24 protein-coding genes and 1 riboswitch are annotated in these 24226 nt (G+C 73.7%); of the genes, 10 read left to right on the top strand and 14 right to left on the bottom strand.

Annotation, left to right across the window (positions count from 1 at the left end; translation table 11 throughout):
* Window positions 1–51 precede the first annotated feature (51 nt).
* Complete coding sequence (locus ACFV4N_RS07155) at window positions 52–1335, bottom strand: sugar ABC transporter substrate-binding protein (RefSeq protein ID WP_499671596.1); 1284 nt, start codon at window positions 1333–1335, stop codon at window positions 52–54.
* 255 nt (window positions 1336–1590) lie between these two features.
* Between ACFV4N_RS07155 and ACFV4N_RS07150 the strand changes: the two genes are divergently transcribed.
* Window positions 1591–2349, top strand: coding sequence for a GntR family transcriptional regulator (locus ACFV4N_RS07150; RefSeq protein WP_344034012.1), 759 nt, complete (start codon window positions 1591–1593; stop codon window positions 2347–2349).
* 269 nt (window positions 2350–2618) lie between these two features.
* Here ACFV4N_RS07150 and ACFV4N_RS07145 read toward each other — a convergent pair whose 3' ends face one another.
* Window positions 2619–3542 carry a threonine ammonia-lyase gene (locus tag ACFV4N_RS07145; RefSeq protein ID WP_499671595.1) on the bottom strand — a complete coding sequence of 308 codons (924 nt, stop codon included), beginning with the start codon at window positions 3540–3542 and terminating at the stop codon, window positions 2619–2621.
* A gap of 681 nt (window positions 3543–4223) precedes the next feature.
* Between ACFV4N_RS07145 and ACFV4N_RS07140 the strand changes: the two genes are divergently transcribed.
* A complete protein-coding gene (locus ACFV4N_RS07140) occupies window positions 4224–5390 on the top strand; it encodes a S1 family peptidase (RefSeq protein WP_499671594.1) in 1167 nt (388 codons plus the stop codon).
* Between the two features lie 157 nt (window positions 5391–5547).
* Here ACFV4N_RS07140 and ACFV4N_RS07135 read toward each other — a convergent pair whose 3' ends face one another.
* Window positions 5548–6303 (bottom strand): dioxygenase family protein, encoded by a 756-nt coding sequence (locus ACFV4N_RS07135; protein ID WP_499671598.1) that lies wholly within the window; start codon window positions 6301–6303, stop codon window positions 5548–5550.
* Window positions 6303–6962, bottom strand: a complete 660-nt coding sequence (gene thiE / locus ACFV4N_RS07130; protein ID WP_499671593.1) for a thiamine phosphate synthase — start codon at window positions 6960–6962, stop codon at window positions 6303–6305. Before thiE ends, ACFV4N_RS07135 begins: the two co-directional genes overlap by 1 nt.
* A gap of 43 nt (window positions 6963–7005) precedes the next feature.
* A riboswitch (TPP riboswitch) is annotated at window positions 7006–7117 on the top strand.
* On the opposite strand from thiE, the gene thiO reads away from it, so the two are divergent.
* The 4 genes from thiO (at window position 7107) to ACFV4N_RS07110 (ending at window position 9552) form a co-directional block, all read left to right on the top strand.
* Window positions 7107–8108 (top strand): glycine oxidase ThiO, encoded by a 1002-nt coding sequence (gene thiO, locus ACFV4N_RS07125; RefSeq protein WP_499671592.1) that lies wholly within the window; start codon window positions 7107–7109, stop codon window positions 8106–8108. It overlaps the preceding riboswitch by 11 nt.
* Complete coding sequence (thiS, locus tag ACFV4N_RS07120) at window positions 8105–8305, top strand: sulfur carrier protein ThiS (RefSeq protein WP_499671597.1); 201 nt, start codon at window positions 8105–8107, stop codon at window positions 8303–8305. The genes thiO and thiS overlap by 4 nt, the downstream gene beginning before the upstream one ends.
* Before the next feature lies 1 nt (window position 8306).
* Window positions 8307–9062 carry a thiazole synthase gene (locus ACFV4N_RS07115; protein WP_499671591.1) on the top strand — a complete coding sequence of 252 codons (756 nt, stop codon included), beginning with the start codon at window positions 8307–8309 and terminating at the stop codon, window positions 9060–9062.
* Window positions 9063–9120: 58 nt separating this feature from the next.
* Complete coding sequence (locus ACFV4N_RS07110; protein WP_499671590.1) at window positions 9121–9552, top strand: MarR family winged helix-turn-helix transcriptional regulator; 432 nt, start codon at window positions 9121–9123, stop codon at window positions 9550–9552.
* A gap of 73 nt (window positions 9553–9625) precedes the next feature.
* On the opposite strand, the gene ACFV4N_RS07105 is transcribed toward ACFV4N_RS07110, so the two are convergent.
* The gene (locus tag ACFV4N_RS07105; RefSeq protein WP_499671589.1) at window positions 9626–10063 is read right to left on the bottom strand and encodes an SRPBCC family protein; all 438 of its coding nucleotides are present in this window, start codon (window positions 10061–10063) and stop codon (window positions 9626–9628) included.
* Window positions 10064–10149: 86 nt separating this feature from the next.
* Between ACFV4N_RS07105 and ACFV4N_RS07100 the strand changes: the two genes are divergently transcribed.
* Window positions 10150–10671, top strand: a complete 522-nt coding sequence (locus ACFV4N_RS07100; RefSeq protein ID WP_499671588.1) for a TetR/AcrR family transcriptional regulator — start codon at window positions 10150–10152, stop codon at window positions 10669–10671.
* On the opposite strand, the gene ACFV4N_RS07095 is transcribed toward ACFV4N_RS07100, so the two are convergent.
* From ACFV4N_RS07095 to thiC, 3 genes are read right to left on the bottom strand one after another with little or no spacing between them, the layout of a single operon-like run.
* Window positions 10668–11477, bottom strand: coding sequence for a class I SAM-dependent methyltransferase (locus ACFV4N_RS07095; protein ID WP_499671587.1), 810 nt, complete (start codon window positions 11475–11477; stop codon window positions 10668–10670). The two genes, ACFV4N_RS07100 and ACFV4N_RS07095, sit on opposite strands and share 4 nt — an antisense overlap.
* 9 nt (window positions 11478–11486) lie before the next feature.
* Window positions 11487–12290: a bifunctional hydroxymethylpyrimidine kinase/phosphomethylpyrimidine kinase gene (gene thiD / locus ACFV4N_RS07090; protein WP_499671586.1), complete on the bottom strand. Its 804-nt coding sequence runs from the start codon at window positions 12288–12290 to the stop codon at window positions 11487–11489.
* A gap of 14 nt (window positions 12291–12304) precedes the next feature.
* Complete coding sequence (thiC, locus tag ACFV4N_RS07085) at window positions 12305–13954, bottom strand: phosphomethylpyrimidine synthase ThiC (protein ID WP_499671585.1); 1650 nt, start codon at window positions 13952–13954, stop codon at window positions 12305–12307.
* Window positions 13955–14150: 196 nt separating this feature from the next.
* Here thiC and ACFV4N_RS07080 point away from each other — a divergent pair, with 196 nt between their 5' ends.
* Entirely contained in the window at window positions 14151–14915 is a 765-nt protein-coding gene (locus ACFV4N_RS07080) for a hypothetical protein (protein ID WP_499671584.1), read from the top strand.
* A gap of 96 nt (window positions 14916–15011) precedes the next feature.
* Here ACFV4N_RS07080 and ACFV4N_RS07075 read toward each other — a convergent pair whose 3' ends face one another.
* Window positions 15012–15599 carry a peptide deformylase gene (locus ACFV4N_RS07075; protein WP_499671583.1) on the bottom strand — a complete coding sequence of 196 codons (588 nt, stop codon included), beginning with the start codon at window positions 15597–15599 and terminating at the stop codon, window positions 15012–15014.
* Window positions 15600–15710: 111 nt separating this feature from the next.
* On the opposite strand from ACFV4N_RS07075, the gene ACFV4N_RS07070 reads away from it, so the two are divergent.
* Together ACFV4N_RS07070 and ACFV4N_RS07065 are read left to right on the top strand one after the other, a co-directional pair.
* Window positions 15711–16007, top strand: a complete 297-nt coding sequence (locus ACFV4N_RS07070) for a DUF3263 domain-containing protein (protein WP_499671582.1) — start codon at window positions 15711–15713, stop codon at window positions 16005–16007.
* Window positions 16004–16666, top strand: a complete 663-nt coding sequence (locus tag ACFV4N_RS07065) for a LytR C-terminal domain-containing protein (RefSeq protein WP_499671581.1) — start codon at window positions 16004–16006, stop codon at window positions 16664–16666. Before ACFV4N_RS07070 ends, ACFV4N_RS07065 begins: the two co-directional genes overlap by 4 nt.
* A gap of 181 nt (window positions 16667–16847) precedes the next feature.
* On the opposite strand, the gene ACFV4N_RS07060 is transcribed toward ACFV4N_RS07065, so the two are convergent.
* The 5 genes from ACFV4N_RS07060 to moeA form a co-directional block, all read right to left on the bottom strand.
* Entirely contained in the window at window positions 16848–18227 is a 1380-nt protein-coding gene (locus ACFV4N_RS07060; protein ID WP_499671580.1) for an alpha-amylase family protein, read from the bottom strand.
* Between the two features lie 266 nt (window positions 18228–18493).
* Window positions 18494–20869, bottom strand: coding sequence for an AAA family ATPase (locus tag ACFV4N_RS07055; protein WP_499671579.1), 2376 nt, complete (start codon window positions 20867–20869; stop codon window positions 18494–18496).
* Between the two features lie 256 nt (window positions 20870–21125).
* Entirely contained in the window at window positions 21126–22115 is a 990-nt protein-coding gene (gene pssA, locus ACFV4N_RS07050) for a CDP-diacylglycerol--serine O-phosphatidyltransferase (RefSeq protein WP_499671578.1), read from the bottom strand.
* Window positions 22116–22119: 4 nt separating this feature from the next.
* Window positions 22120–22824 carry a phosphatidylserine decarboxylase gene (locus tag ACFV4N_RS07045; protein WP_499671577.1) on the bottom strand — a complete coding sequence of 235 codons (705 nt, stop codon included), beginning with the start codon at window positions 22822–22824 and terminating at the stop codon, window positions 22120–22122.
* A 184-nt stretch (window positions 22825–23008) separates the two neighbouring features.
* Window positions 23009–24220: a molybdopterin molybdotransferase MoeA gene (gene moeA, locus ACFV4N_RS07040; protein WP_499671576.1), complete on the bottom strand. Its 1212-nt coding sequence runs from the start codon at window positions 24218–24220 to the stop codon at window positions 23009–23011.
* Window positions 24221–24226 lie beyond the last annotated feature (6 nt).

Genomic DNA, 24226 nt, shown 5'->3' with positions numbered 1-24226 from the left:
GGGTTCGTCGGCACCGCGGCGCCGGTCGTGTCAACGGCCGTCATGCGCTCGTCAGCCGGCCAGCGTCTTCGACAGCGCGGCGTTGGCGTCCGAGGCGGCCTGGTCCAGCGGCTTCGCGCCGGTCAGGTACGCGGTCAGCATGTCCTTCAGCGGGTTCTGACCAGCCTCGACCGCGGCCCACGCCGGCGTGGTCGGGGTGACCTTGCCGCCCGGGGCGGACTCGGCCAGCGCCTTGCCCAGCGGGTTGGTCGCCAGCTTCTGGGTGTCGGTCGAGGTGCCCGGCACCGAGCCGCCCTCGGCCAGCATGTCCTGGTACTTCTTGCTGCTCAGCAGCTTCAGGTACGCCTTGGCCAGGTCGGGGTTCTGCGAGCCGGCCGGGATGGCCAGGTTCGAGCCGCCCAGGAACACCGGCGCGGCCTTGCCCGCGGTCTTCGACGGGATCGGGAACGCGGCGGTCTTGCTCTCCAGGTCCGGGTTGGCCTTCACGGCGCCCGCCAGCTCCCACGGCAGGCCGATCATCATGCCGACCTTGCCCGTGCCGAAGACCTCCATCTGCTGCGGCGTGGCCTCGTCGGCGTCCTTCGGGGCCTTCGTGCCCGAGACGTCGACCAGCTTCTTGTAGAACTCCACGCCCGCCTTGGCCTGCGGGGTGTCGAGGGCGCCGGCCCACGCCGAGCCCTGCGGCTTGGCCACGTCGCCGCCCTCGTCCCAGATGAACGACAGCAGCGCGTACCAGGACTGGCCCGGCAGGTACAGCGGCTGGAAGTCGGGGTCGGAGGCGTTGGCGGCCTTCAGCTTCTCGATCGCGGCGACCCACTCGTCACGGGAGGTCGGCGGGCTCGCGATGCCGGCCGCCTCGAACAGGTCGGTCCGGTAGATGACCGTGCGGTTGGCGGCGTAGAACGGCATGCCGTACTGCTTGTCGTCCCAGGTCAGCGAGTCCTTCAGACCGCCGAGCCACTGGTCGCCGTTGAGGTCGTTGACGTCCCCGGACAGGTCGTACAGGGTCTCCTCGGCCGCGAACTTCGCCGTCTGGGTGTTGCCCAGCTCGATCACGTCCGGCGGGTTGTTGCTGGTCAGAGCGGTGGTCAGCTTCTCCTGGATGCCGTTCCACTTCTGGATCTCGTACTTGACGGTGACGCCGGGGTTGGAGTCCTCGAACTCCTTGTTCAGCGCGTCGGTCAGGGTGGTCGGCGCGGAGCCGTCCATCAACCAGACCGTCAGCGTCTTGGGTGCGCCGGGGTCCCCGCCGGCGTTGTCGGAGCTCGTGCCGCACCCGGCCACGGCCACCGACAGCGCGGCGGCACTCACGGCCAGTCCTCTCCAGCCCTTCACGTCTGCGCCCTTTCCCAATGCCCGGTCCGAACGACCGGAACGCCCTAAGTGGTGTAGACCAATGCGGCCTAGAGTGTGCCTCGCCACAGGGCATGTCAAGGACGTTGCTGGACCGTTGCAAAGTCATCGGGTCAATTTCACGGGGCATGTCGGGGGTTCGGGTCCACGATCCGAGGTGGACAGGGCATCCTGTCCTTGGGAGCGCTGTGCACGAGGACATCGTGTTGTAAGCACTGGCAAGGTCGAGGAGGAAGCATGCTCGAAACGAGCCCGGCAACCGGCGTGGACGCCAGGTCACGCGCGCAGCGCGAGCCGAAGTACTGGGGACTCAAGCGGCACCTGCTCGACCTGCTGCGCGCGCTGCCGCCGGGTTCGCCGATCCCGACCGAGCGGTCGCTGGCCGCGGAGTTCGACGTGTCCCGCACGACGGTCCGGCAAGCGCTTGCCGAGCTGACCGTCGAGGGCCGGCTGCTGCGCGTCCAGGGCAAGGGCACCTTCGCCGCCGAGCCCAAGGTGGCGCAGCGGCTCCAGCTGTCCTCGTACACAGAGGACATGAAGGCCCAGGGGCGGCAGCCGTCGTCGAAGCTGATCGAGGCGTCCGAGATGCCCGCCGAGGCCGAGCTGGCCCGGCTGCTGGGCGTGCGGGCGGGCGCGAAGGTGCTCCGCCTGCACCGGCTCCGGCTGGCCGACGGCGAGCCGATGGCGATCGAGACCACCCACCTGGCCCTGGGCCGGTTCCGCGGCCTGCGCCGCTACCTGGCCCCCGGCGCCTCCCTCTACCAGGTGCTGCGCGAGCGCTTCGGCGTCGAGATGGGGCACGCGGAGGAGACCATCGAGACGGCCCTGGCCTCCCCGGAGGAGGCCGAGCTGCTGGGCGCCGACATCGGTCTGCCGATGCTCCTGCTCTCCCGGCACTCGTTCGACACGGAGGGCAACCCCGTCGAGTGGGTGCGCTCGGTCTACCGGGGCGACCGCTACAAGTTCGTCGCCACCCTGAACCGCCCCGCCGGCTGACCCAGACCTCCCACCTCTCCCCCTTCCACCCACCCCTCACCCCCTCCCCACACCCCCACCCCACCGCACCCCTCCGATGACCCGCGCGTGTCCTCCACCCGGACATCGCGTGTCCTCCACTCCGGCACCACGAGTCGACCGCTCCGGGACCACCGAGTTCCGCGTTCGGCTGCCGCGCGTGTCCCGAGCGGTCGACACGGTGGGGCTGAGTGGAGGACACGCGATGTCCCAGTGGAGGACACGCGATGCCGGAGTGGAGGACACGCGGGTCAGGTGAGGAGGGGGAGGAGGGTGGTCGGGTCGACGTTGCCGCCGGAGAGGACGGCGGCGGTGCGCGGGGTCGGGGAGGCCAGGTAGGCGGCCAGGGTGACCGCGCCGCTGGGTTCGACGACCAGGCGCGAGCCGAAGGCCAGCCGGCGGACCGCGGCGGCGATGGCGTCCTCGGGGACGGTGACCACGTCGTCCACGTGGGCGAGGATGTGGGCGAAGGTCAGGGGCGAGGGCTCGGCCCGCAGGCCGTCGGCGATCGTGCGGGACCGGTCGGCCGCCGGCCAGGAGGTCAGGGTCCGGGCGCGGAAGGACGCCGCGGTGTCGCCGGCCAGTTCGGGTTCGACGCCGATGACGCGGGTGGCGGGGCTCAGGGCCTTCACCGCCGCGGCGACGCCCGAGATCAGGCCGCCGCCGCTCACCGGGACCAGGACGGTGGCCACGTCCGGCAGGTCGGCGACCAGCTCCAGGCCGATGGTGCCCTGACCGGCGATCACGTCGGGGTGGTCGAACGGCGGCACGAGGGTCGCGCCCAGCGACGCCGCCAGCTCGTGCGCCCGCGACTCGCGCTCGACCACGGGCACCTCCACCACCTCGGCGCCGTGCGAAAGGGTCGCCTCCACCTTGACCCGCGGCGTCGTGTCGGGCACCACGACCGTCGCGGGCACGCCGAACAGCTTCGCCGCGTAGGCCACGGCCTGCGCGTGGTTGCCGCTGGAGTAGGCCACCACCCCGCGCGCCCGCACGTCCTCCGGCAGGCGGGCCAGCGCGTGGTACGCGCCGCGCACCTTGAACGCGCCGACGGGCTGGAGGCTCTCCGGCTTGAGCCACAGCCCTTCGTCGAACCTGAGCAGCGGGGTGCGGACCACGGCGGGCGCGATCAGGGCGGCCGCGGCGCGGATGTCGGCGAGCGTGACGAGTTCCATGCCGACGATCCTCACCCCGGCGGCGGCTTCCGGTTGCGCCGGTGGTCACCGGAACTCCTTCGGCCTCACCCGCTTGGAGCAACAGCATTCACACGTATGGGCAGCCGATCACCGAATCCTTTACTTCTGGCAAAACCGCCCGAATCGGTGATCGAATAACTACCTTGAGTGAGAGTTAACTGTCAAACGCTACACAGCGCAGTCGTATCGGCGTGGGCTGTGACACACTTCCCCCTCGGATGGCCTGAACCGTAATAGGTAACAGGGTCATAACGTCGCTCGAACGGGCGAGTACTGGTCGGTAGCGACCGGGAAGGAGGGGTCGTGCGGAACAGCTGGACCCCGCTCGTCGCGTTCGCGAGCCAGGTTCCGGGGGGCGACCCGAGGGTCGCGGCCCCGCTTCCGGAGACCGGCCCGGAGGCCGGGAACCGACGTCCGGAGGCCGGCCCGGAGGTCGGGAGCCGACGTCGGGAGACCGGTCCGGGGGTCGGGGGTCGACTTCGGAGGACCGGCCCGGAGGTCGGGCGGAGAACTGGAACCGGCGGAACAACCGGGAAGAGGAGTGGAGGGGTGGGGCGACCCCTGCCGCCGCCCCACCACCCGTCCCCCTAGAGCCCCCGAGAGCGGTCCCTGCAACCAGGCTCTCGGGTTCCCTGCACCCGAAGATGAGGGAGACGCCTAATGAACCGCACGAGTGCGGTCCGCCTCGCCACGGCAACCCTGCTCGCCGTGGGCTCGGCTACAGCACTAAGCGTACCGGCGATCGCGGCGCCGTCCGCCCCCTATGCGCAAAGCCCCTCCGACACGGAGAGCTACCCTGCCGAGTTGCTCCAGGCAGCGCAGCGTGACCTCGGCTTGTCGGCCGAGCAGGTGACCGCCCGTTTGGCGAGTGACACTCGGGCGGGTGAGATCGAATCGGCCGCGAAGTCGGCGGTCGGCAGCGCCTACGCGGGCTCGTGGATCAACCCCGCCACGGGCAAGCTGGTCGTGGCGGTGACCGACGCCGCGAAGGCGGACGCGGCCCGCGCCGCGGGCGCCGACGTCCGGCGCGTCGCCTTCTCGCACCAGCAGCTGACCGGCGCGAAGGCCACCCTCGACGGCCTGGCCTCCGCGCCGAAGTCCATCACGAGCTGGCGGGTCGACGAGCAGACCAACTCGGTCGTCGTCGAGGTCAACCGCGACCAGCGCGACGCGGCGGCCGAGGCGTTCCTGGCCAAGGCCAAGTCCGTCAGCCCGTCGGTGCGGGTGGTCGAGGTCGCCGAGTCCCCGACGACCCTGTACGACACCCGCGGCGGCGACGCCTACTACATCGGCTCCGGCCGGTGCTCGGTCGGCTTCGCGGTGACCGGCGGCTTCGTGACCGCGGGCCACTGCGGCCGCACGGGCAACGCGACGACCGGCTTCAACCGCGTCTCGCAGGGCACGTTCGCGGGCTCGTCGTTCCCGGGCAACGACTACGCCTGGGTGCGCACGAACTCCAACTGGACCTCGCGCCCGTGGGTGAACCGCTACAACGGCTCCAACGTCACCGTGACCGGCTCCACCTCGGCGGCGGTCGGCGCGGCGATCTGTCGCTCCGGCTCGACCACCGGCTGGCGCTGCGGCACCGTCCAGGCCAAGAACTCGACGGTGAACTACCCGCAGGGCACGGTGTCCGGCCTGACCCGCACGAACGCCTGCGCGGAGCCCGGTGACTCGGGCGGCTCGTGGGTGGCGGGCTCCGGCTACAGCCAGGCCCAGGGCGTGACCTCCGGCGGTTCGGGCAACTGCTCCTCCGGCGGCACGACCTACTTCCAGCCGGTCGGCGAGATCCTCAGCGCCTACGGCCTGAGCCTCACCCGGGGCTGACCGACGCGCGCGCGGCCCGGCCGCGCACCGCTCCAGGGCGAACACCCCCGGCCGCAGCTCTCCCGCGGCCGGGGGTGTTCCCTGTCCGAGGCCGAACCGGCGGGGCCGGGCCGAACCGGGAGGGCCGAACCGGGAGGGCCGAACCGGGAGGGCCGGGCTAGGAGAACTGCACCGACCGCTTGGACAGCCCGTACCAGAAGCCCTCGACGGTCGTGGTGGCCTCCTGCGCGCCGCTCGCGCCGAGGGACACGAACAGCGGCGCGAAGTGCTCGGTGCGCGGGTGCGCGACGACGGCCGCGGGCGCCTTGTGCCGGAAGTCCAGCAGCGCGTCCACGTCGCCCGCCGCCAGCGCCCGCCCGGCCCAGTCGTCGAACTCCGCCGACCACGACGGCGGCCGGTAGTCGGGCCCGGTGGACATGTCCACGCAGCTCAGGTTGTGGGTCATGAACCCGCTGCCGACGATCAGCACGCCCTGCTCGCGCAGCGGCGCGAGCCGCCGGCCCACCTCGAACAGCTCGCGGGGGTCCAGGCTCGGCAGGGACATCTGGAGCACCGGCACATCGGCGTCGGGGAACATCTCCTTCAGTGGCACGTAGGCGCCGTGGTCCAGGCCCCGCGCCTCGTCGTGCGCGACGGGCCGGTCGAGCAGGCCGGCCACCGCCCGCGCCAGCCCCGGCGCGCCGGGCGCGGGGTAGGTGACCTCGTAGTACCGCTGCGGGAAGCCCCAGAAGTCGTAGGTCAGCGGCACGGTGGTGGTCGCGCCCAGGGTGAGCGGGTCGTCCTCCCAGTGCGCGGAGACCACGAGGACGGACTCCGGGCGCGGCAGCGTCGCGGACCACGACCTCAGCTCGCCGGTCCACCGTTCGTCGTCGGCCAGCGGGGGAGCCCCGTGGCCCAGGTACAGCACGGGCATCACGTCGACGACTGTACGCCTTCTAGTTGAAATTTCAACCAAGCTGCGGCGTCGCGGGGGTCCTCGGCGTCGGTGATCGCCCGCACGACCACCACCCGCGTCGCGCCCGCGCCCAGCACCTCGGGCAGCCGCTCCCGGTCGATGCCGCCGATCGCGAACCACGGCCGGTCGGTCGTGCCCGCGGTGGCGCGCACCAGGTCCAGGCCCGGCGCGGGCCGCCCCGGCTTGGTCGGCGTCGGCCAGCACGGCCCGGTGCAGAAGTAGTCCACGCCCGGTTCGACCGCCGCCGCCCGCGCCTGCGCCACGTCGTGCGTGGAGCGGCCGATCACCACGTCGTCGCCGACGACGCGGCGGGCGAGGGGCACCGGCAGGTCGTCCTGGCCCAGGTGCAGCACGTCGGCGTCCACGGCGAGCGCCACGTCGGCCCGGTCGTTGACCGCGAGCAGCGCGCCGTGCCGGGCGCACGCCTCGGCCAGCACCTCCAGGGCCGCGATCTCCTGCCTGGCCTCCAGGCCCTTGTCGCGCAGTTGGACGACGTCGACGCCGCCCGCGAGCGCGGCGTCGGCGAACTCCGCGAGGTCGGGCCGGTCGGGCGTGCAGAGGTAGAGCCGCGCGTCGGCGAGCCGCCGCCTGATCTGTACTCCGTCGAGTCCTGGCACGGCCGCACGGTAACGGCCGCGGCGTTCCGTGCGCTACGGTGGAGGTGGTCCGCACGGGAGCCCGGAGATCACCGGGCTGAGAGGGAGCGTGGTTCGCTCCGACCGTCGAACCTGATCCGGGTCATGCCGGCGCAGGGAGCGTGAGTGCCTTTGACAACGCGGGTGACCGTCCTGGGTGGCGGTGTGATCGGCCTGTCCGTCGCGTGGTTCGCGGCGCGCGGCGGGTTCGGGGTGGAGGTCGTCGACCACGGCTCGCCGCACGGCGGTTCGCGGGTGGCGGGTGGCATGCTGGCGCCGGTCACCGAGGCGTGGCCGGGCGACGAGGAGGTGCTGCGCCTCGGCGTCGAGTCGCTGGCCCTGTGGCCGGATTTCGCCCGCGACCTGGGCGTGGAGCTGTCCCCGGCGGGCACGCTGGCGGTGGCGGTGGACCGGGCGGACGCCGGGGTGCTGGACCAGCTGTGCGCCTACCTGGGCACGGTGGGCCGGTCGGCCCGGCGGCTGACCGGCCGCGAGCTGCGGGCGCTGGAGCCGGGTCTGGGCGCGGTCCGGAGTGGACTGTCGGTGCCGGGCGACGTGGCCGTGGACAACCGGGAGCTGCTGCGCGCGCTGCGCGGCGCGTGCGAGCTGAACGGGGTGCGCTTCTCCCCGGAGCCGGGCGAGGCGGACGTGACGGTCATCGCGGCCGGCGCGTGGAGCCGCGACCTGCACCCGGCGCTGCGGTCCGTGATCCGCCCGGTCAAGGGGGAGATCCTGCGGTTGGCGGCCCGGCCGGGCGCGTTGCCGCCGCCCCGGCACACGATCCGCGCGCACGTGTCCGGCCGCCCGGTCTACCTGGTGCCGCGCCGGGACGGCTTCGTGCTGGGCGCCACCCAGTACGAGGCGGGCTTCGACGGCGACGTGACCGTCGGCGGGGTGCGCGACCTGCTGCGCGACGCCGAGGTGGTGTGGCCGGGCATCGCCGAGTACGCGCTGGTCGAGGCCGCCGCCGGGTTCCGCGCGGGCAGCCCCGACAACGCGCCGGTGATCGGCTGGCTGGAACCCGGCGTGCTGGCCGCCACCGGGCACCACCGCAACGGCCTGCTGCTCGCGCCGGTGACGGCGCGGCGCGTGGTCGCCCTGCTCCGCGAAGGAGGAAACAATTGCTGAAGGCCAAGGTCAACGGTGTGGAGCGCGAGCTGGCCGACGGTGCGACCGTCGAGGCCGTGCTGGCGCTGCTCGGCGCCCCCGCGAGCGGGGTGGCGGTCGCGGTGGACGGCGAGGTCGTGCCGCGCGCGGCGTGGGGGACGACCGCGGTGCCGGAGGGCGCCGTGGTCGAGGTGCTGACCGCGGTGCAGGGAGGCTGACGTGGACGACCCCTTGGTGATCGCGGGCCGGGAGTTCGGCTCGCGCCTGGTGATGGGCACCGGCGGCGCGGCGAACCTGGCGGTGCTGGAACGGGCCCTGGTGGCGTCCGGCACGGAGCTGACCACGGTGGCCATGCGGCGCCTGGACGCGGGCGGCGGCGGGGTGCTGGAGCTGCTGTCGCGGCTGGGCATCGAGGCGCTGCCGAACACGGCGGGCTGCCGCACCGCGGCGGAGGCGGTGCTGACCGCCCGGCTGGCGCGGGAGGCGCTGGGCACCGACTGGGTGAAGCTGGAGGTCCACGCGGACGACCGGACGCTGCTGCCGGACCCGGTGGAGCTGCTGGACGCGGCCGAGCGGCTGGTGGACGACGGTTTCACGGTGCTGCCCTACACCAACGACGACCCGGTGCTGGCGCTGCGCCTGGAGCAGCTGGGCTGCGCCGCGGTGATGCCGCTGGGCTCGCCGATCGGCACCGGCCTGGGCATCCGCAACCCGCACAACATCGAGCTGATCGTGGCGCGGGCGTCGGTGCCGGTGGTGCTGGACGCGGGCGTCGGCACGGCGTCGGACGCGGCGCTGGCCATGGAGCTGGGCTGTTCGGCGGTGCTGCTGGCGACCGCGGTGACCAGGGCGCAGGACCCCGAGCGGATGGCGGCGGCGATGCGCGCGGGCGTGGAGGCCGGTCGGCTGGCGCGGTCGGCGGGGCGCATCCCCAAGCGGTTCTGGGCGCACGCGTCGAGTCCTGCGGTGGGGTGATTGCCCGGCACGGCATGATGGGTGCTTCCATCGCCGCCTGCCCGAGGAGGACCCTCCCGTGACCGCCGACCAGGTCGAGGACGCCACCGCCCGGCTGTACCTCGCGATCGGCAGGCTCTCCAGGCTGCTGCGCCGCACCGGTTCCCCCGGCCTCGGGCCCGGTGCGGTGTCCGCGCTGGCGACGTTGGCGCGCTGCGGGCCGATGCGGCTGGGCGACCTGGCCGCGAAGGAGGGCGTCGCGCCGCCCACCCTGTCCCGCATCGTGGCGTCCCTGGTGGAGGCGGGCTACGTGCGGCGCGAGCCCGACCCGCAGGACGGGCGCGCGTGGCTGGCGACCCCGACGCCCGAGGGCGAGACCATGGTGTCGGGCGTGCGGTCGGCGCGGGTGCGCGAGCTGCAGCGCCGGATCGAGGAGCTGCCGCCGGAGCACCGCGACGCGCTGGTGGCCGCCCTGCCCGCGCTGGAGGTGCTGGTCGGCGAGGTGGGCTGACCCGGCTGCGGGCAGACCTGGGCGGCCCGACCGGCGTTCCCGCCGCGCGTTCCCGCCACGCGTCCCCGCCGCGCTACCGGCGGCGTTCGGCCTCGGCCTTGAGCGCCCGGTTGAACGCGTCGAACTCGCCCGTCAGCAGGTCCTTGCTCCGCTGGTACACGGAGTCGGCCAGCGGCCCGCTCCACGCCTCCCGGTTGACCAGCCTGGTCGTGCCGGGCGCCACCGCGGTCAGCTCCCAGCGGTGCCGCCCGAAGAACAGTTCGGGGTCGCCCCCCTCCGAGGCGAGCAGCGCGGGCGGTCGCACCGCGGTGATCCGGCCCTCGAACTCGCGTTGCGCGGGTGATCCCCACGCGGCCCTGGTGCGCACCGGCGCGCCCTCGACCGCGCTGCCGGAGACGTACTCGATCAGGTCGTTCCACTCGGGGTAGCGGGCGAAGTCGGTCAGCACGGCCCAGACGCGCTCGACCGGCGCGTCGATGGTGACCTCGGTCCTCAGCTCATTTTCCTGCATGGTCGTGCAGGATAATGGTGGCGCGGCGGCCCGTCACCCGGATAAACCCCGATAAGCTGCGTCCCATCGCCGGGGTCAAGGGTCAGGTGCAGAAGCGGGGCGTCGAGCGGCGCCGCGCGATGGTCGACGCCGCCATCGAGCTGTTCGGGCGGCACGGCTACGCGGCCACCGGCGTGGCGGCCGTCGCGGAGCGCGCCGGCGTGACGCCGTCCGCGGTGATCCACCACTTCGGTTCCAAGGACAACCTGCTCCAGGCCGTGCTGGACGAGTTCGACGCCCGCGCCGCGGCCCGCCTGGGCGCCGTGCCGGAGACCCTGGACGACCTGAAGGCCGCGCTGCTCGCCGACGCCGACCACACGATGCGCCACCGGGGCCTGGCCACCCTGCACGCGGTCCTCCAGGCCGAGCACCTGGCCCGGCCGGGCGGGGTCCGCGAGCGGTTCCTGCGCCGCAACCGGGTCCTGCGGCGGGCGTTCGCCCGGTTCCTCGACGAGGACCGCGCCGCCGAGCTGGTGGCGTTCCTCGAGGGCGCGCTGGTGCTGTGGCTGCTCGACCCGGAGGCGGTGGACCTGCGGGCGCTGTACGGGAACTACCTGCGCCGGCTCTAGAAGCGGTAGCGCAGCATGTGCCCGACGTCCCTGAACCCGGGCAGCCGGGCCATGACCCGCAGCGGCAGCCGGGCCCGCCGCGGCAGCCGGTCGACGCCCGGCATCTCCACGCTGCGCAGCGCGTCCACGCACCGCAGCCCGGGGTGCCACGACTCCACGACCGCCGGGTCGGCCAGGCCCCAGTGCAGCGTCGCGCCCGCCCGCCGCACCGCGGGCACCAGCTTCTGCAGCCTGATCCCCAGCGGCCCGTACGCGTCGAACAGCAGCTCGCCGGAGCCGAACCGCCCGGCGACCCGCCGCACCAGGCCGCGCGCCTCGTCCTCGGTCAAATACATGGACAGGCCCTCGAACACGGCCACGGTCGGCCGGTCCGCGGGCACCTCCGCGAGCCACGCCTCGTCGGTGACCGACGCCGGGACCAGCCGGTAGTCGCCCGGCGGCGGGGCCAGCAGCCGTTCCCGCACGGCCACGACCTCCGGCAGGTCCACGTCGACCCACCGCACGCCGGGGCCGAACGCCACCCGCCGCGCCCGCGTGTCCAGCCCGCACGCCAGGTGCAGCACGGTGGCCTCGCCGACGCGGGCCAGGAACTCCGCGGTCCAGTCGTCCAGCAGCCTGGCGCGCAGCGCCACGCCGGCCGCGGTGCGCTCGTCGATGCCGGTGCGGCGGAAGTCGTACTCGATGCGCGACACCGCCTCGGCCGCCGCGGTGTCACCCAGGAGGGGGCGTGCCGCGCGGGCGTCGAGCGCCCGCGCGTACAGCGTCGCCAACATCGTCGCCGGAGCCCCGGTCAGGTCGACCCTCACACCGCCAAGCTAGCCCTCCAGCCGCCACAGCGGCGACACCGGACCGACGCCGCCGCCCAGCGGGTAGGCGGCGGCCACCGACCGGACGATGAAGTCCTTGCCGAACCGCACCGCCTCCGGCACGGACTCGCCGCGCGCCAGCCGCGAGCAGATCGCCGAGGCCAGCGTGTCACCGCTGCCGTGGGTGTCCGTCACGTCGTAGCGCGGCCCGAGGAACTCGAAGAACTCCTCGCCGTCGTAGAGCACGTCCAGGCACTCCGGGTCGTCCCACAGGTGCCCGCCCTTGACCAGCACCCACCGCGGGCCCATGGCGTGCAGCGCCTCGGCGGCCTTGCGCTGGTCGGCGCGGCTGCGCACGTCCAGGCCGGTGATCAGCCGCACCTCGTCCAGGTTCGGCGTGACCAGGGTGGCCCGCGGGAACAGCAGGGTCCGCAGCGCGTGCAGCGCGTCGTCGGCGAGCAGCTGCTGGCCGTGCATCGACGCCGCCACCGGGTCCACCACGAACGGGCCCACGTCGACCCGGTCCAGCGCGCCCGCCACGGCCTCGATGATCGCCGCCGACGCGAGCATCCCGGTCTTGGCCGCGTTCACGCCGATGTCGGTGGCCACCGCCTCGATCTGGGCGGCCACCACCTCCGGCGGGATCTCGGTGTACCCGGTGACGCCCAGCGAGTTCTGCACGGTCACCGCGGTGACCGCCGTCATGCCGTGCACGCCGCACGCGAACAGCGTCCGCAGGTCGGCCTGGAGGCCCGCGCCGCCGCCGGAGTCGGACCCGGCGATCGTGAGGACCCTCGGCGGCGTCGCGGCCATCGGTCGACCTCCCATCAGTCCACTACCGGCAGGTACACCTTGCCGCCGTGGTCGGTGAACTCGTGCGACTTCTCCTCCAGGCCCGCCTCGATCGCCTCCACGGTGGACAGGCCGCGCTCCTCGGCGTACCGGCGGACGTCCTGGGTGATCTTCATGGAGCAGAACTTCGGCCCGCACATCGAGCAGAAGTGCGCGGTCTTCGCGGGCGCGGCGGGCAGCGTCTCGTCGTGGAACGACCGCGCGGTGTCGGGGTCCAGCGACAGGTTGAACTGGTCCTCCCACCGGAACTCGAACCGCGCCCGGGACAGCGCGTCGTCCCACTCCTGCGCCCCGGGGTGGCCCTTGGCCAGGTCGGCGCTGTGCGCGGCGATCTTGTAGGTGATCACGCCGGTCTTCACGTCGTCCCGGTTGGGCAGGCCCAGGTGCTCCTTCGGGGTGACGTAGCACAGCATCGCGGTGCCCAGCCAGCCGATCTGCGCCGCCCCGATCGCCGAGGTGATGTGGTCGTAGGCGGGCGCGATGTCGGTGGCCAGCGGCCCGAGGGTGTAGAACGGCGCCTCGCCGCACCACTCCTCCTCCAGCCGCACGTTCTCCGCGATCTTGTGCATCGGCACGTGGCCGGGTCCCTCGATCATCACCTGCACGTCGCGGGCCCGCGCGACGTGCGTCAGCTCGCCCAGCGTGCGCAGCTCGGCGAACTGGGCCTCGTCGTTGGCGTCCGCGATCGACCCCGGCCGCAGGCCGTCGCCCAGCGAGAACGTCACGTCGTAGGCGCGCAGGATGTCGCACAGCTCCTCGAAGTGCGTGTAGAGGAAGCTCTCCCGGTGGTGCGCCAGGCACCACGCGGCCATGATCGACCCGCCGCGCGAGACGATGCCGGTCACCCGCTTCGCGGTCAGCGGCACGTACCGCAGCAGCACGCCCGCGTGCACCGTCATGTAGTCGACGCCCTGCTCGGCCTGCTCGACTACCGTGTCGCGGTAGACCTCCCACGACAGCTTCGCCGGGTCGCCGTCGACCTTCTCCAGCGCCTGGTAGATCGGCACGGTGCCGACCGGGACCGGCGAGTTGCGCAGGAGCCACTCGCGCGTCTCGTGGATCCGCTTGCCGGTGGACAGGTCCATGATCGTGTCCGCGCCCCAGCGCGTCGCCCACACCATCTTCTCCACCTCCTCCTCGATCGAGGAGGTCACCGCGGAGTTGCCGATGTTGGCGTTGATCTTGACCAGGAACTTCTTGCCGATGATCATCGGCTCGGACTCGGGGTGGTTGCGGTTCGCCGGGATGACCGCCCGCCCGCTCGCCACCTCGTCCCGGACGAACTCGGGGCTCATGCCCTCCCGCACCGCGATGAACCGCATCTCCGGCGTGACGACGCCCGCCCTCGCGTACGCCAGCTGGGTCACCGCCCCGTTCACCGGCTCCCGGCCCGCCACCCAGTCCGCCCGCAACCTCGGAAGTCCACTGTGGACGTCGATGGTCGCCGACCCGTCGGTGTACGGCCCGGAAGTGTCGTACAGGTCAACGTGCTCCCCGTTGGTCAGCCCCACCCTGCGGAAGGGGACCCTGATGCCCTCGCCCGCGTCCCGGTGCACCTTGCTCGACCCCGAGATGGGTCCGGTGGTGACGCTGGGCTTGACCGAACGGTCGTCGAGTGCCGTCACGACATTTCCTCCCTACGCCGGCATTACCCGGTCAGGTTCCGGCGGTCGGCGGCGCCAGGTGTTCAGCCGCCCTCTCAGCCCGCTGTGGCGCGAGCTCCCGCGTGTGTTGAGTTGTCCGACCGACCATAGCCACGCCCCCGCGCCGATGCCAAGGTGCGGATGCCAACGGCAGCCGTTTGCGCGTACCTTTCTCCGCGTGGCTGATCACCAGCCGTTCCCGCCCGGCGCGCGGCGCGTGGCGCGCCCCGCCGCGGTCTCGCCGTGCCCGTCGTGCGGCGACCTGGCGGGCCGCGGCTACCCCGGGTGCCGGTTCTGCGCCGAGCTGGTGGACCAGTACTGGCTGCTCGACTGGCAGGAGCTGCTGGCCGCCGAACAGCTCACCGAGGGCGGCGCGGGCGAGCGCGAACTCGCCGAGCTGGTCCTCGCCGACGAGGTCGGCAGGCACCCGTGGACGTGCACCGACTGGGCGATGACCCTGGTCGCCTGCTCCCAGTGCGGCGACGAGCTGGGCACCGGCCCGACCGACTGCTGGCGCTGCGCCGTGGCCGACGGCCTGCGCTGGTCGTGGGACCACGCCGGCTACCCGGGCGCCATGACCGCCGGCGAGCACGTGCTGCGCGTGGCCAGGGCCGCCCTGCGCGCACCGCACCGGCGGCGCGCCGCCGTCGTCCGCGCCTGGCGGCTGCTCATGCCGTTCCTGCTGGCCGGCGACCTGCCCACGGTCGGCCAGCTGCGGCGCGTCCGGGCCGCGGTCATCGCCGGCGACTACGCCGAACTGGCGGCCTGCGCCAGCCACCTCGAGCTGACCTCGTTCCCCGAGCTGCCGTGGCGGCGGCCCGAGCGCCCGACCCGCCCCGAGCACCGGCCGAAACCCGACCGGGACGACGCCGACCGGGCGCTCCGGGACCGGGTGCGCACGGTCTCCGACCACCCGGCCGAGCCCGTCCACCCCACTCCGTGACCGACCCTCCTGGCCCGCCCCGTCGCCCGTCTCGTCCCGTTCGTCCCGTCGCCCGGGTCGGTCGCCCTGGTCGGTCGCTCCGGTCAGTCGCCCTGGTCAGTCGTCGTCGTCATCGTCGGCGAACGGGTCCTCCGAGGTGGCGGGGTCCCAGGACAGGCCGGGCACGCCCCACCCGTTGGCCTTGAGCATCCGCTTCGCCGCCCGCTTGTGCCGCCCCACGAGCCGGTCGAGGTAGATGATCCCGTCCAGGTGGTCGGTCTCGTGCTGGAGGCAGCGCGCGAAGTACCCGGTGCCCTCGACCTCGATCGGCTTGCCCTCGGTGTCGACGCCGGTGACCTTCGCCCACGACGCCCGGCCCGTCGGGTACGACTCGCCCGGCGCGGACAGGCAGCCCTCGAAGTCGTCGTCCGGGTGCGGCATGCCCAGCGGGACCTCGGAGGTCTCCAGCGCCGGGTTCACCACCACGCCCCGGAACTGGTTGCCGTCGTCGTCCGGGCAGTCGTAGACGAACAACCGCAGGTCGACCCCGACCTGGTTGGCCGCGAGCCCGACGCCGTTCGCCGCCGCCATGGTCTCGTACATGTCCTCGACCAGGGTGCGCAGCGCGTCGTCGAACACCTCGACCGGGCGGGTCGGGTTGTGGAGCACGGGATCTCCGGCGATCCGGATCGGGAGAACTGCCATGACGGGCAGCCTATCGGCGCGTTGTCCGGACGCGCCGACCGATGAGCCGACCCCGATCAAGATCACGTGATGTAATGGCCTCCACGCACGGGACACGGCTGAGGAGCCTGAGTGGACGCCGCAGAGGCACTGGCGCCGGCGGAGGAGCCGGACGACGGTTTGAACGACCGGGAACGCGAGATCCTGGCCTTCGAACGCCAGTGGTGGAAGTACGCGGGCGCCAAGGAACAGGCGATCAAAGAGCTGTTCGACATGTCGGCCACCAGGTACTACCAACTGCTCAACGCGTTGATCGAGAAGGAAGAGGCGTTGGCCGCGGACCCGATGTTGATCAAGAGACTGCGCAGGTCACGATCCGGCAGGCAGCGCGCCCGCGCGGCGAAGCGGCTGGGTGCCGAGCGCCGATGACGAACCCGGAACAGCCCGCGGGCACCGCCCAACCCGCCCGCGCCGCCGGCTACGTGCTGCTCGGCCTGGCCGCGATCGCCCTGGTCATCGGCGTGATCAGCCTCTTCGGCGGCTCGGGCGACGAGCCCCCGGCCGCCCAGGCGCCCCCGTCGTCGACCACCGCGCCCGACTCGCAGGCCCCGTCGTCGCCCCCGGCGTCCGACACCCCGGCCACCACCACCGAGTCGTCCGCGCCCGCCCCGACGACCGCACCGCCCACCACCACGGGCGCCCCCGCGGGCCAGGAGCAAGGCCAGGGCCAGGGGCAAGGCCAGGGACAAGGCCAGGCCACCGACCCGCCACCGCCCCCGGTCGTCGCCAAGCCGCCGGTGCGCGTCTACAACAACGGCACGATCGCCGGCCTGGCCGCCCGCGTGTCGGACGACGTGCGCAGCGCGGGCTGGGACGTCGCCGACACCTCCAACTACTCCCAGGGCATCATCCCGACCACCACGGTCTACTACCGCCCCGGCACCGACGAGGAAGCCTCGGCCCGCCAACTCGCCCAGATCCTGAACGCCGAGGCCAAACCCCGCTTCGACGGCATCGAGGACGCCCATCCGGGCATCATCGTCATCGCCACCGACAGCTACCGCGGCCCCTCCGGCAAAACCTCCTGACCCTCGCGAGTCATGCCCCCAACCCTCGCGAGTCATGCACTCAGACCTCGCGAGTCATGCACTCAGCCCCCGCGAGTCGTACGTTCGCGCCCGGCGAGTCGTACGTCCAGGACCCCTGAGTTCAGCGTTCGGGACCGTCCGATCGGGTGATGCCGGCGGGTGAGCCGGTCCGGTCGGCGGTTCAGCCCGCCAGGACGACCCACCCGCCGGGCTCCAGGCGTGCCCTGGCCCCCGGCGTTCCCGGCGCGTCGAGCCCGGCCCGACCGGCGAGCACACCGCCGGCCCCGGCTCCCGGCACCCGCACCTCGACCGGGCCTCCGGCGGTGGACAGCGCGACCACCACGCGCTGCCCCTCCCCGGTCGAGGCGTAGGACAGGAACTCGTTCGACACGTCCAGCACCTCGGTCCGCGCCCGGTGCAGCCACGGGTGCCTGCGCCGCAGCCCCAGCAGCTCCTGGTGCAGGTGGAACACGGGCAGCCCCAGCGGCGACAGGTCGGCGGGCGAGGCCGGGAACGGCGGCCTGACCTCGTCGTCACCGCCCGCCCGGTCCTCCTTGACGCCGCGGAAACCGTGCTCGTCACCCGCGTAGACGGCCGGGGTGCCGCCGGTGGTGGCGAGCACGACGAGCGCGTGCGCCAGGTGGGCGGGGTCGGTGAGGCGGCTGGCGATGCGCGTGACGTCGTGGTTGCCCAGGAACGTGTAGGGCACGAAGTGCTCCAGGAACCCGTCGTGCCTGCTCAGCGCGTGCGCCAGCTCGTGGAAGTTGCGGTCGTTGAGCGAGCTCCACACCGCCTTCCACAGCTCGTACTGCGTGACCGCGTCGAGACCGCCACCGTGGACGAACGCGGTGTAGTCGCCGTGGATGACCTCACCCATCAGGTAAGCGTCAGGGTGACGAGCGCGCACACGCTTGGTGACCTGCGCCCAGAACTCCGTCGGCACGGCGTAGGCGGCGTCCAGGCGCCACCCCGCCGCGCCCCGGTCGAGCCAGTGGTTCATCACGTCGGCGACGTGGTCGACCACGGCCGGACAGGAGTGGTCGAGCGCCACCAGGTGGCGGTGGCCCTCGAAGTCGTCGTAGTCGGGCTCGACCCCGGGCTCCCACGGCGCGTCCGGCCAGCGCAGCCGGAACCACGGCGCGGTGGGCGCCGAAGGACCCCGCTCCAGCACCGCCCGGAACGCCGGGTGCCCGCGACCGACGTGGTTGAAGACGCCGTCGAGCAGGACGCGCACACCCCGGGCCGAAGCTGCGGCGACGAGCGCGTCGAAATCGCCGTCGTCACCCAGGCGGGGGTCGACGCGGTAGTGGTCGGTGGTGTCGTAGCCGTGGGTCTCCGACGCGAAGACCGGCCCCAGCGCCAACCCGGACGCGCCCAGCTCCACGAGGTGGTCCAGCCAGGCGACCAGGTGACCCAGGCGGTGGGTGACCGGCGTGTCGGCGCCCGACCGGGGCTCGGCCCCGGTGAACCCGAGCGGGTAGACGTGCCACCACACGGCGTGCCGAACCCAGTCCGGCCCCGCGACGAACCCCCGCGCCCGCCGCTCCACGTCACCGCTCACCCGTCACCCTCCTCGCCCGCACCCAAATCCTCCGCCCACCCCGGCGTGTCCTCCACTCGGACACCGCGTGTCCTCCATTCCGGCATCGCGTGTCCTCCGGTCGGGCCGGGCGTGTCCTCCGGTCGGGCCGGGCGTGTCCTCCGGTCGGGCCGGGCGTGTCCTCCGGTCGGGCCGGGCGTGTCATCCAGCCGGGCATCGCGTGTCGTCCGGTCCGGTGTCACGTGTCCTCCGGTCGGGCCGGGCGTGTCGTCCGCTCCCGCCGGCGGTCAGCCCTTGCGGGACTCGGCGTAGGCCGCGAGGGCGGCGAGCTGAGCCGGGTCCAGCGAGGGCCGGACCGCCGTCCGGGCGGCGGCGAGGTGAGCACCCGTCACCTCCGTCGCGGACAGCGACTCCCGCATCGCGGTCAACGCGGCCTCCCTGATCAGCGCCGCGCAGTCCGCCGCCGAGTACCCGTCCAGCTCCTCCGCCAACGCCGCCAGGTCCACGTCTTCGGCCAGCGGCGTGTTCCGCGCCGACGCCCGCAGGATCTCGGCACGAGCCTCCGCGTCCGGCGGCGGCACGTACACGAGCCGCTCCAACCGGCCCGGCCGCAGCAACGCCGGGTCGACCAGCTCCGGCCGGTTCGTCGCGCCCAGCACGACCACGTCCCGCAGCGGCTCGACCCCGTCCAGCTCGGTCAGCAGCGCCGCGACCACCCGGTCCGACACCCCCGAGTCCGACGACTGCCCGCGCCGGGGCGCCAGCGCGTCGACCTCGTCCAGGAACACCAGCGCCGGCGCCGCCTCGGCCGCCCGCCGGAACAGCTCCCGCACCGCCCGCTCCGACTCGCCGACGAACTTGTCCATCAGCTCGGCGCCCTTGACCGACAGCACGTTCAACCGGCCGGTGCCCGCCAGCGCCCGCACCAGGAACGTCTTCCCGCACCCCGGCGGCCCGTACATCAGCAACCCGCGCGGCGGCGCGACACCCAGGCGCGCGAAGGAGTCCGGGTACTGCAACGGCCACAGCGCGGCCTCGGTCAGCGCCTGCTTGACCTCGACCATGTCACCGACGTCCGCCAGCGTCAGACCGCCCGTGCGCAGCGTGTCCGAAGTGGACATCGAGATCGGCCGGACGGTCTCCAACCCGCCCATCAGGTCCTCCTGCGCCACCCGGGGTTCCGCGGCGTCCCGCTGGCGCAGGACCGCCCGCACCGCCGCCTCCCGCCGCAGCGCCACCAGGTCCGCCGCCACGAAACCCGGCGTCCGGTCGGCCACCGCGCCGAAGTCCACATCGGACTCGACCGGCACGTCCCGCAGCAGCACCCGCAGCAGCTCCGTCCGCGCCGCCTGGTCGGGCAGTGGCAGCACCAGCTCGCGGTCCACCAGCTCCGGCGCCCGCAACCGCGGGTCCACGGCCTCCGGGTGGGCGCTCGTGACCACCAACGCGACCCCCTCGGGCCGCCCGCGCAACGCGTCGAGCACCACCGTCGCCACCGGCGGCGGCGTGGCGGCGGGCAACAGCGCCTCGACGTCGGTCAACAGCAGCACCGCCGGCGCCTGCGCCGAGGCCGCCGACGCCAGGGCGTCCGCCAGCCGCTGCACGGTCGCGTTGGCCTCCAGGACCGCGATGCTCGGCGCGGCGACCTCGACGACCACCGCCCCGGCCGCGTGCGCGACGGCCCGCACGAGCGTCGTCTTGCCGACCCCCTCGGGGCCGCTGACCAGCGTCGCGAGCCGAGGGGTCGCGCCGAGCCTGGCCAGCAGCTCCGGGTGGCTGAACGTCAGGTCGAGCCACTCGGCGAGCCGCTTGGCGGCGTCCTGCTGCCCGACCAGGTCCGCGACCGGCACGGGTGGGCCGGCGACGACCCCGTCCCCGTCCGCTTCGGCGAGCGCGGCGCCGAAACCCGCCGACCCGGCGCCCGGTCCTCCGCCCGCAACACCCGAACCCGCCGAGCCGCCGCCTGCCCAACCCGCGCCGACCCCGCCACGTCCGGCCGCACCACGTCCGGCCGCGCCGATCCCGCCCGACCCGATCCCGCCCGAACCAGCCCCACCGACCCCGGCCGCACCGGTTCCGGCCCGCGCCGAGCCCGGCGCGTCACCCGTGCTCGCCCCGTCGCGCCACCCCACGACCGTCGACGGCTGCACGGCCACCGGCACCCCGGCGGGTTCGGTGGCGGTGATGGTCAGCAGCTCGTTCGTCCACGTCATCCCGATCGCGTTCGCCAGCTTGCGCCTGGTCGCGCTCAGGTCCGTCCCCGGCGGCGGGGCGAGGTCCTGCGGCAGCAGGGACACCGCGTCGCCCACCGTCAGCACCTTGCCGGTCAGCGCCATGCGCAGGGTCTCCGGCGCGAGCGACGTGCTCGCCAACCTCGACCCGGCGACCACCACCCGCCGGGCGGCGGAGACCTCCACCGGGGCCACCACGACCTCGGCGCCTTCCACGACCCCGATGTTCGACAGGGTCACGTCGTCGAGCAGCACCACCCCGGGCGGGCCGTCGCCGGCGGCGGCCAGGGCCGCGCTCACCCGCGCGCCCGTCAGGCTCACCGCGTCCCACGCGCGCAGGCCCAGCGCGTCCAGCACCTCCGGGTGCAGCCGCACCACGCCGCGGCGGGTGTCCAGGGCCGAGGGGGACAGGCGGGCCGTCAGGGTGATCACGGCGTCGAGCGTAGTGCGGGGGTCCGGGTCACACGGGGTGGGCCGAGGTCGGGGGCGAAGTCGGGAGCGGGGTCACGGGGGGTGGAGGGCCGAGGGGCGGGATCGTGCGGGGGCTGGTTGCTCGGGTCGTTGGGCGGGGCTGGTCGGCGGTTCCTTCATATCCAACCGATGGCGGTAACGCCGTTTCCGTACATCTCGCGGGCGATGATCACTCGATCGTGTCGAACGGGCCCGGCGCGAGATCAACGGTAGCCCGTCACAGGCGGTCGTGCCTGCGCAAACCGATCTGTCGCCACCCGCGGCGCTTGCTCGCGTCCGAGCCCGACCCCGGTCCCGTCCGCGCCTGCCCGTTCGTCTCCGACCCCTGCGCGGAGTCGATCCGCCTGGGCCGTCGGACCGCGCGCAGGGCCGCGCCGGCCACCCGGCCCCGCAGCGGCTGCCGCAGCCCCAACCGCCGGGCCGCCACGCCGTGCGCCCGCTTGATCGCCCGCCGGTCGGCCGCGGGCACCTCCCAGGCCTCCGGGTGCTTGGCCAGCCACCGGTACCGGCGCACCGAGTACGGCAGGTGCGCCAGGTACACCAGCATCGCCGCGATGAGCGCCACCAGCGGGAACGTGATGACCGCCGCCGCCAGCAGGCCGACGAGCACCAGCAGCGGCGCCACGAACCGCGGCGGCACCTTGATCGTCTTCACCGACAGCGTCGGGATCCGGCTCACCAGCAGCATCGCCACCGCGACCGTCCACACGCCGACGACCACCGGCTCCGACCACCAGCCCGGCCGGCGCAGCTGCTCGTCCACGATCAGCGGCAGCAGCAGCAGCAGGCCGCCCGCCGGCGCGGGCACGCCGACGAAGAACTCCTTGGTGAACGGCGGCCGCTCGACCTCCAGCAGGGTGTTGAACCGCGCCAGCCGCAGCACCATGCACACCGCGAAGATCAGCGCGATGACCCAGCCCTCGCGCGCCCCGTCGAACTTCCACACGTAGACCACGAGCGCGGGCGCGACCCCGAACGAGATCGCGTCCGCCAGCGAGTCCAGCTCCGCGCCCATCTTGCTGGTCGCGTCGAGCAGCCGGGCCAGTCGCCCGTCCAGCCCGTCGAACACCGCGGCCGCCGCGATGGCGGCGATGGCCGCGCCCCACATGTTGACGATCGCGAAGTGCACCGCGGACAGCCCCGAGCACATCGCGAGCACCGTGATGGCGTTGGGCAGCAGCCTGATGCCGGGCCCGCTGGGAGCCATCCGCTCAGCCCTCCGAGGGGAGTTCGGCGAGCACGGTCTCGCCGCCGATCGTCCGCTGCCCGGCCTCGACCAGCACCCGGCTGCCCGCCGGCACGTACAGGTCGACGCGCGAGCCGAACCGGATCAGCCCGTAGGTCTGCCCGGCGGCCACCTTGTCGCCCTCGGCGACGTGGCACACGATCCGCCGCGCCACCAGGCCGGCGATCTGCACGACCGCGACGTCGTGCCCGTCGGCCGTGGTCAGCCACACGGCGTTGCGCTCGTTGTCCTCGCTGGCCTTGTCCAGGTCGGCGGACAGGAACTTGCCCGCCCGGTACGCCACGCGGCGCACCAGCCCGGCGACCGGGGTGCGCTGCACGTGCACGTCGAACACGGACAGGAACACGCTGATCCGGGTCATCGGGGCGTCGCCGAGCCCGAGTTCGGCGGGCGGCGCGGCCTCGACGACGTGGGACACGGTGCCGTCGGCGGGCGCCACGGCGAGGCCGGGGCGGGTGGGGGTGGTGCGCGCGGGCTCGCGGAAGAACCACGCCACCCACGCGGTGAGGACCGCGCCGACCACGCCGAGGCGCTTGGAGTACCGGCGCAGCAGCAGCGTCACGACGGCCGCGCCGGCCACGAACGGGCGGCCCGCGGGGTTCATCGGGGGGACGATCCCCTTGGCGAGCTCGAGGAAGTGGGAGACGGCACCACGGTTCTGGTCGGTCATGGCTCTTCCGTGTCGGGGCGGTTCCGGCCTGTCACACGCTACGCGGCCGAGCGCTCGGGCGTGCCGGGCCCCGGTCGGCCGGGCCGTGCGCCCCCCGACGGAACGCACGGACCGGCCGGCCGGGGATGGTGACCAGTGTAATCCCGATCACACCCGATGATCAACACGTCAGAGTGACACCGGATCACTCTCCGTGCAACATGCGCACGGTGACCTCGTCCCCCTCGGCCAGTTCCACCACGTCCTCGGGCACCTCGATCAGGCAGTCGCTGATCGCCAGCGCCGACAGCAGGTGCGAACCCGGACCGCCCACCGGCGTCACCACGCGCCCCGACACCGGGTCGTAGGCGCCGCGCCGGAACTGCGTGCGCCCCGGCGGCGAGCCGACCGGCGCGCTCAGCCGCGCCACCGCCGTCGGCCGCTCCACCCGCGTGAAACCCATCGCCGCCCGCAGGGCCGGCCGGATGAACACCTCGAACGACACCTGCGCGCTCACCGGGTTCCCCGGCAGCGTCGCCACCGCCACCCCCCGGTAACGGCCCGCGCCCTGCGGACCGCCCGGCTGCATCGCGACCTTCGTGAACTCCACGCCCCGCCCGGAGAACGCGTCCTTCACCACCTCGTACGCGCCCGCGCTCACCCCGCCGGAAGTGAGCAGCAGGTCGAACGATTCGATTCGCGATTCGACCGCCGCGTGGAATTGTTCGACGTCGTCCGGCACGAAACGCAGCAATTCCGCCTCACCGCCCGCCTCCCGCACCGCGGCGGCCAGCATCACGCCGTTCGACTCGTAGATCTGCCCCGGTTCCAGCGGCCGCCCCGGCGCGACCAGCTCCGAACCCGTCGACAGCACCAGCACCCGCGGTCGCCGGCGCACCGGCAGCGCGCCGAACCCCAGCGCCGCCGCCAGGCCCAGCTGCGCGGGCCCCAGCGGCGCGCCCGCGCCCAGCACCACCGCGCCGGGCGCCACGTCGTCCGCCGCGCGCCGCACGTTCCGGCCCGGCTCCACCGACCGGTCCACCCGCACCGCGGACGTGCCCGCGTCGGTCCACTCCACCTGCACCACCGCGTCCGCGCCCGCGGGCACCGGCGCACCCGTCATGATCCGGTGCGCGGTACCCGGCTCCAACGGCGGCACACGCGTGCGACCTGCGGGGATGTCCTCCACCACGGGCAGCGTCACCGGCGTCGCCGCCACGTCCGCCGCCCGCACCGCGTACCCGTCCATCGCGGAGTTGTCGAACGGCGGCAGCGCGATCGGCGCCACCAGGTCCCGGGCCAGCGCCAGGCCCAGGCAGTCCGCGACGGGCAGCTCCACCACCGGCAGCACACCCACGAGCCCGGCCACCCGGGCCTTGTGATCGGCGACTCTGGTCAGCTCAGACACGGACACCATCCTGCC

Source organism: Actinosynnema sp. NPDC059797 (assembly GCF_042732085.1).
In the GTDB taxonomy this organism is placed as follows: domain Bacteria; phylum Actinomycetota; class Actinomycetes; order Mycobacteriales; family Pseudonocardiaceae; genus Actinosynnema.
Note: the sequence above shows the minus strand (reverse complement) of the source record. Positions and strands in the feature narration are given on the sequence as shown.

Excerpts from the sequence above, each read along its gene's own strand:
- moeA (WP_499671576.1), bottom strand. The coding sequence starts at position 24,220 with ATGGTGTCCGTGTCTGAGCTGACCAGAGTCGCCGATCACAAGGCCCGG.
- ACFV4N_RS07135 (WP_499671598.1), bottom strand. The coding sequence starts at position 6,303 with ATGCCCGTGCTGTACCTGGGCCACGGGGCTCCCCCGCTGGCCGACGAC.
- ACFV4N_RS07150 (WP_344034012.1), top strand. The coding sequence starts at position 1,591 with ATGCTCGAAACGAGCCCGGCAACCGGCGTGGACGCCAGGTCACGCGCG.
- ACFV4N_RS07145 (WP_499671595.1), bottom strand. The coding sequence starts at position 3,542 with ATGGAACTCGTCACGCTCGCCGACATCCGCGCCGCGGCCGCCCTGATC.
- ACFV4N_RS07075 (WP_499671583.1), bottom strand. The coding sequence starts at position 15,599 with ATGGCAGTTCTCCCGATCCGGATCGCCGGAGATCCCGTGCTCCACAAC.
- ACFV4N_RS07140 (WP_499671594.1), top strand. The coding sequence starts at position 4,224 with ATGAACCGCACGAGTGCGGTCCGCCTCGCCACGGCAACCCTGCTCGCC.
- thiD (WP_499671586.1), bottom strand. The coding sequence starts at position 12,290 with ATGGCCGCGACGCCGCCGAGGGTCCTCACGATCGCCGGGTCCGACTCC.
- pssA (WP_499671578.1), bottom strand. The coding sequence starts at position 22,115 with ATGGCTCCCAGCGGGCCCGGCATCAGGCTGCTGCCCAACGCCATCACG.
- ACFV4N_RS07105 (WP_499671589.1), bottom strand. The coding sequence starts at position 10,063 with ATGCAGGAAAATGAGCTGAGGACCGAGGTCACCATCGACGCGCCGGTC.
- ACFV4N_RS07065 (WP_499671581.1), top strand. The coding sequence starts at position 16,004 with ATGACGAACCCGGAACAGCCCGCGGGCACCGCCCAACCCGCCCGCGCC.
- ACFV4N_RS07045 (WP_499671577.1), bottom strand. The coding sequence starts at position 22,824 with ATGACCGACCAGAACCGTGGTGCCGTCTCCCACTTCCTCGAGCTCGCC.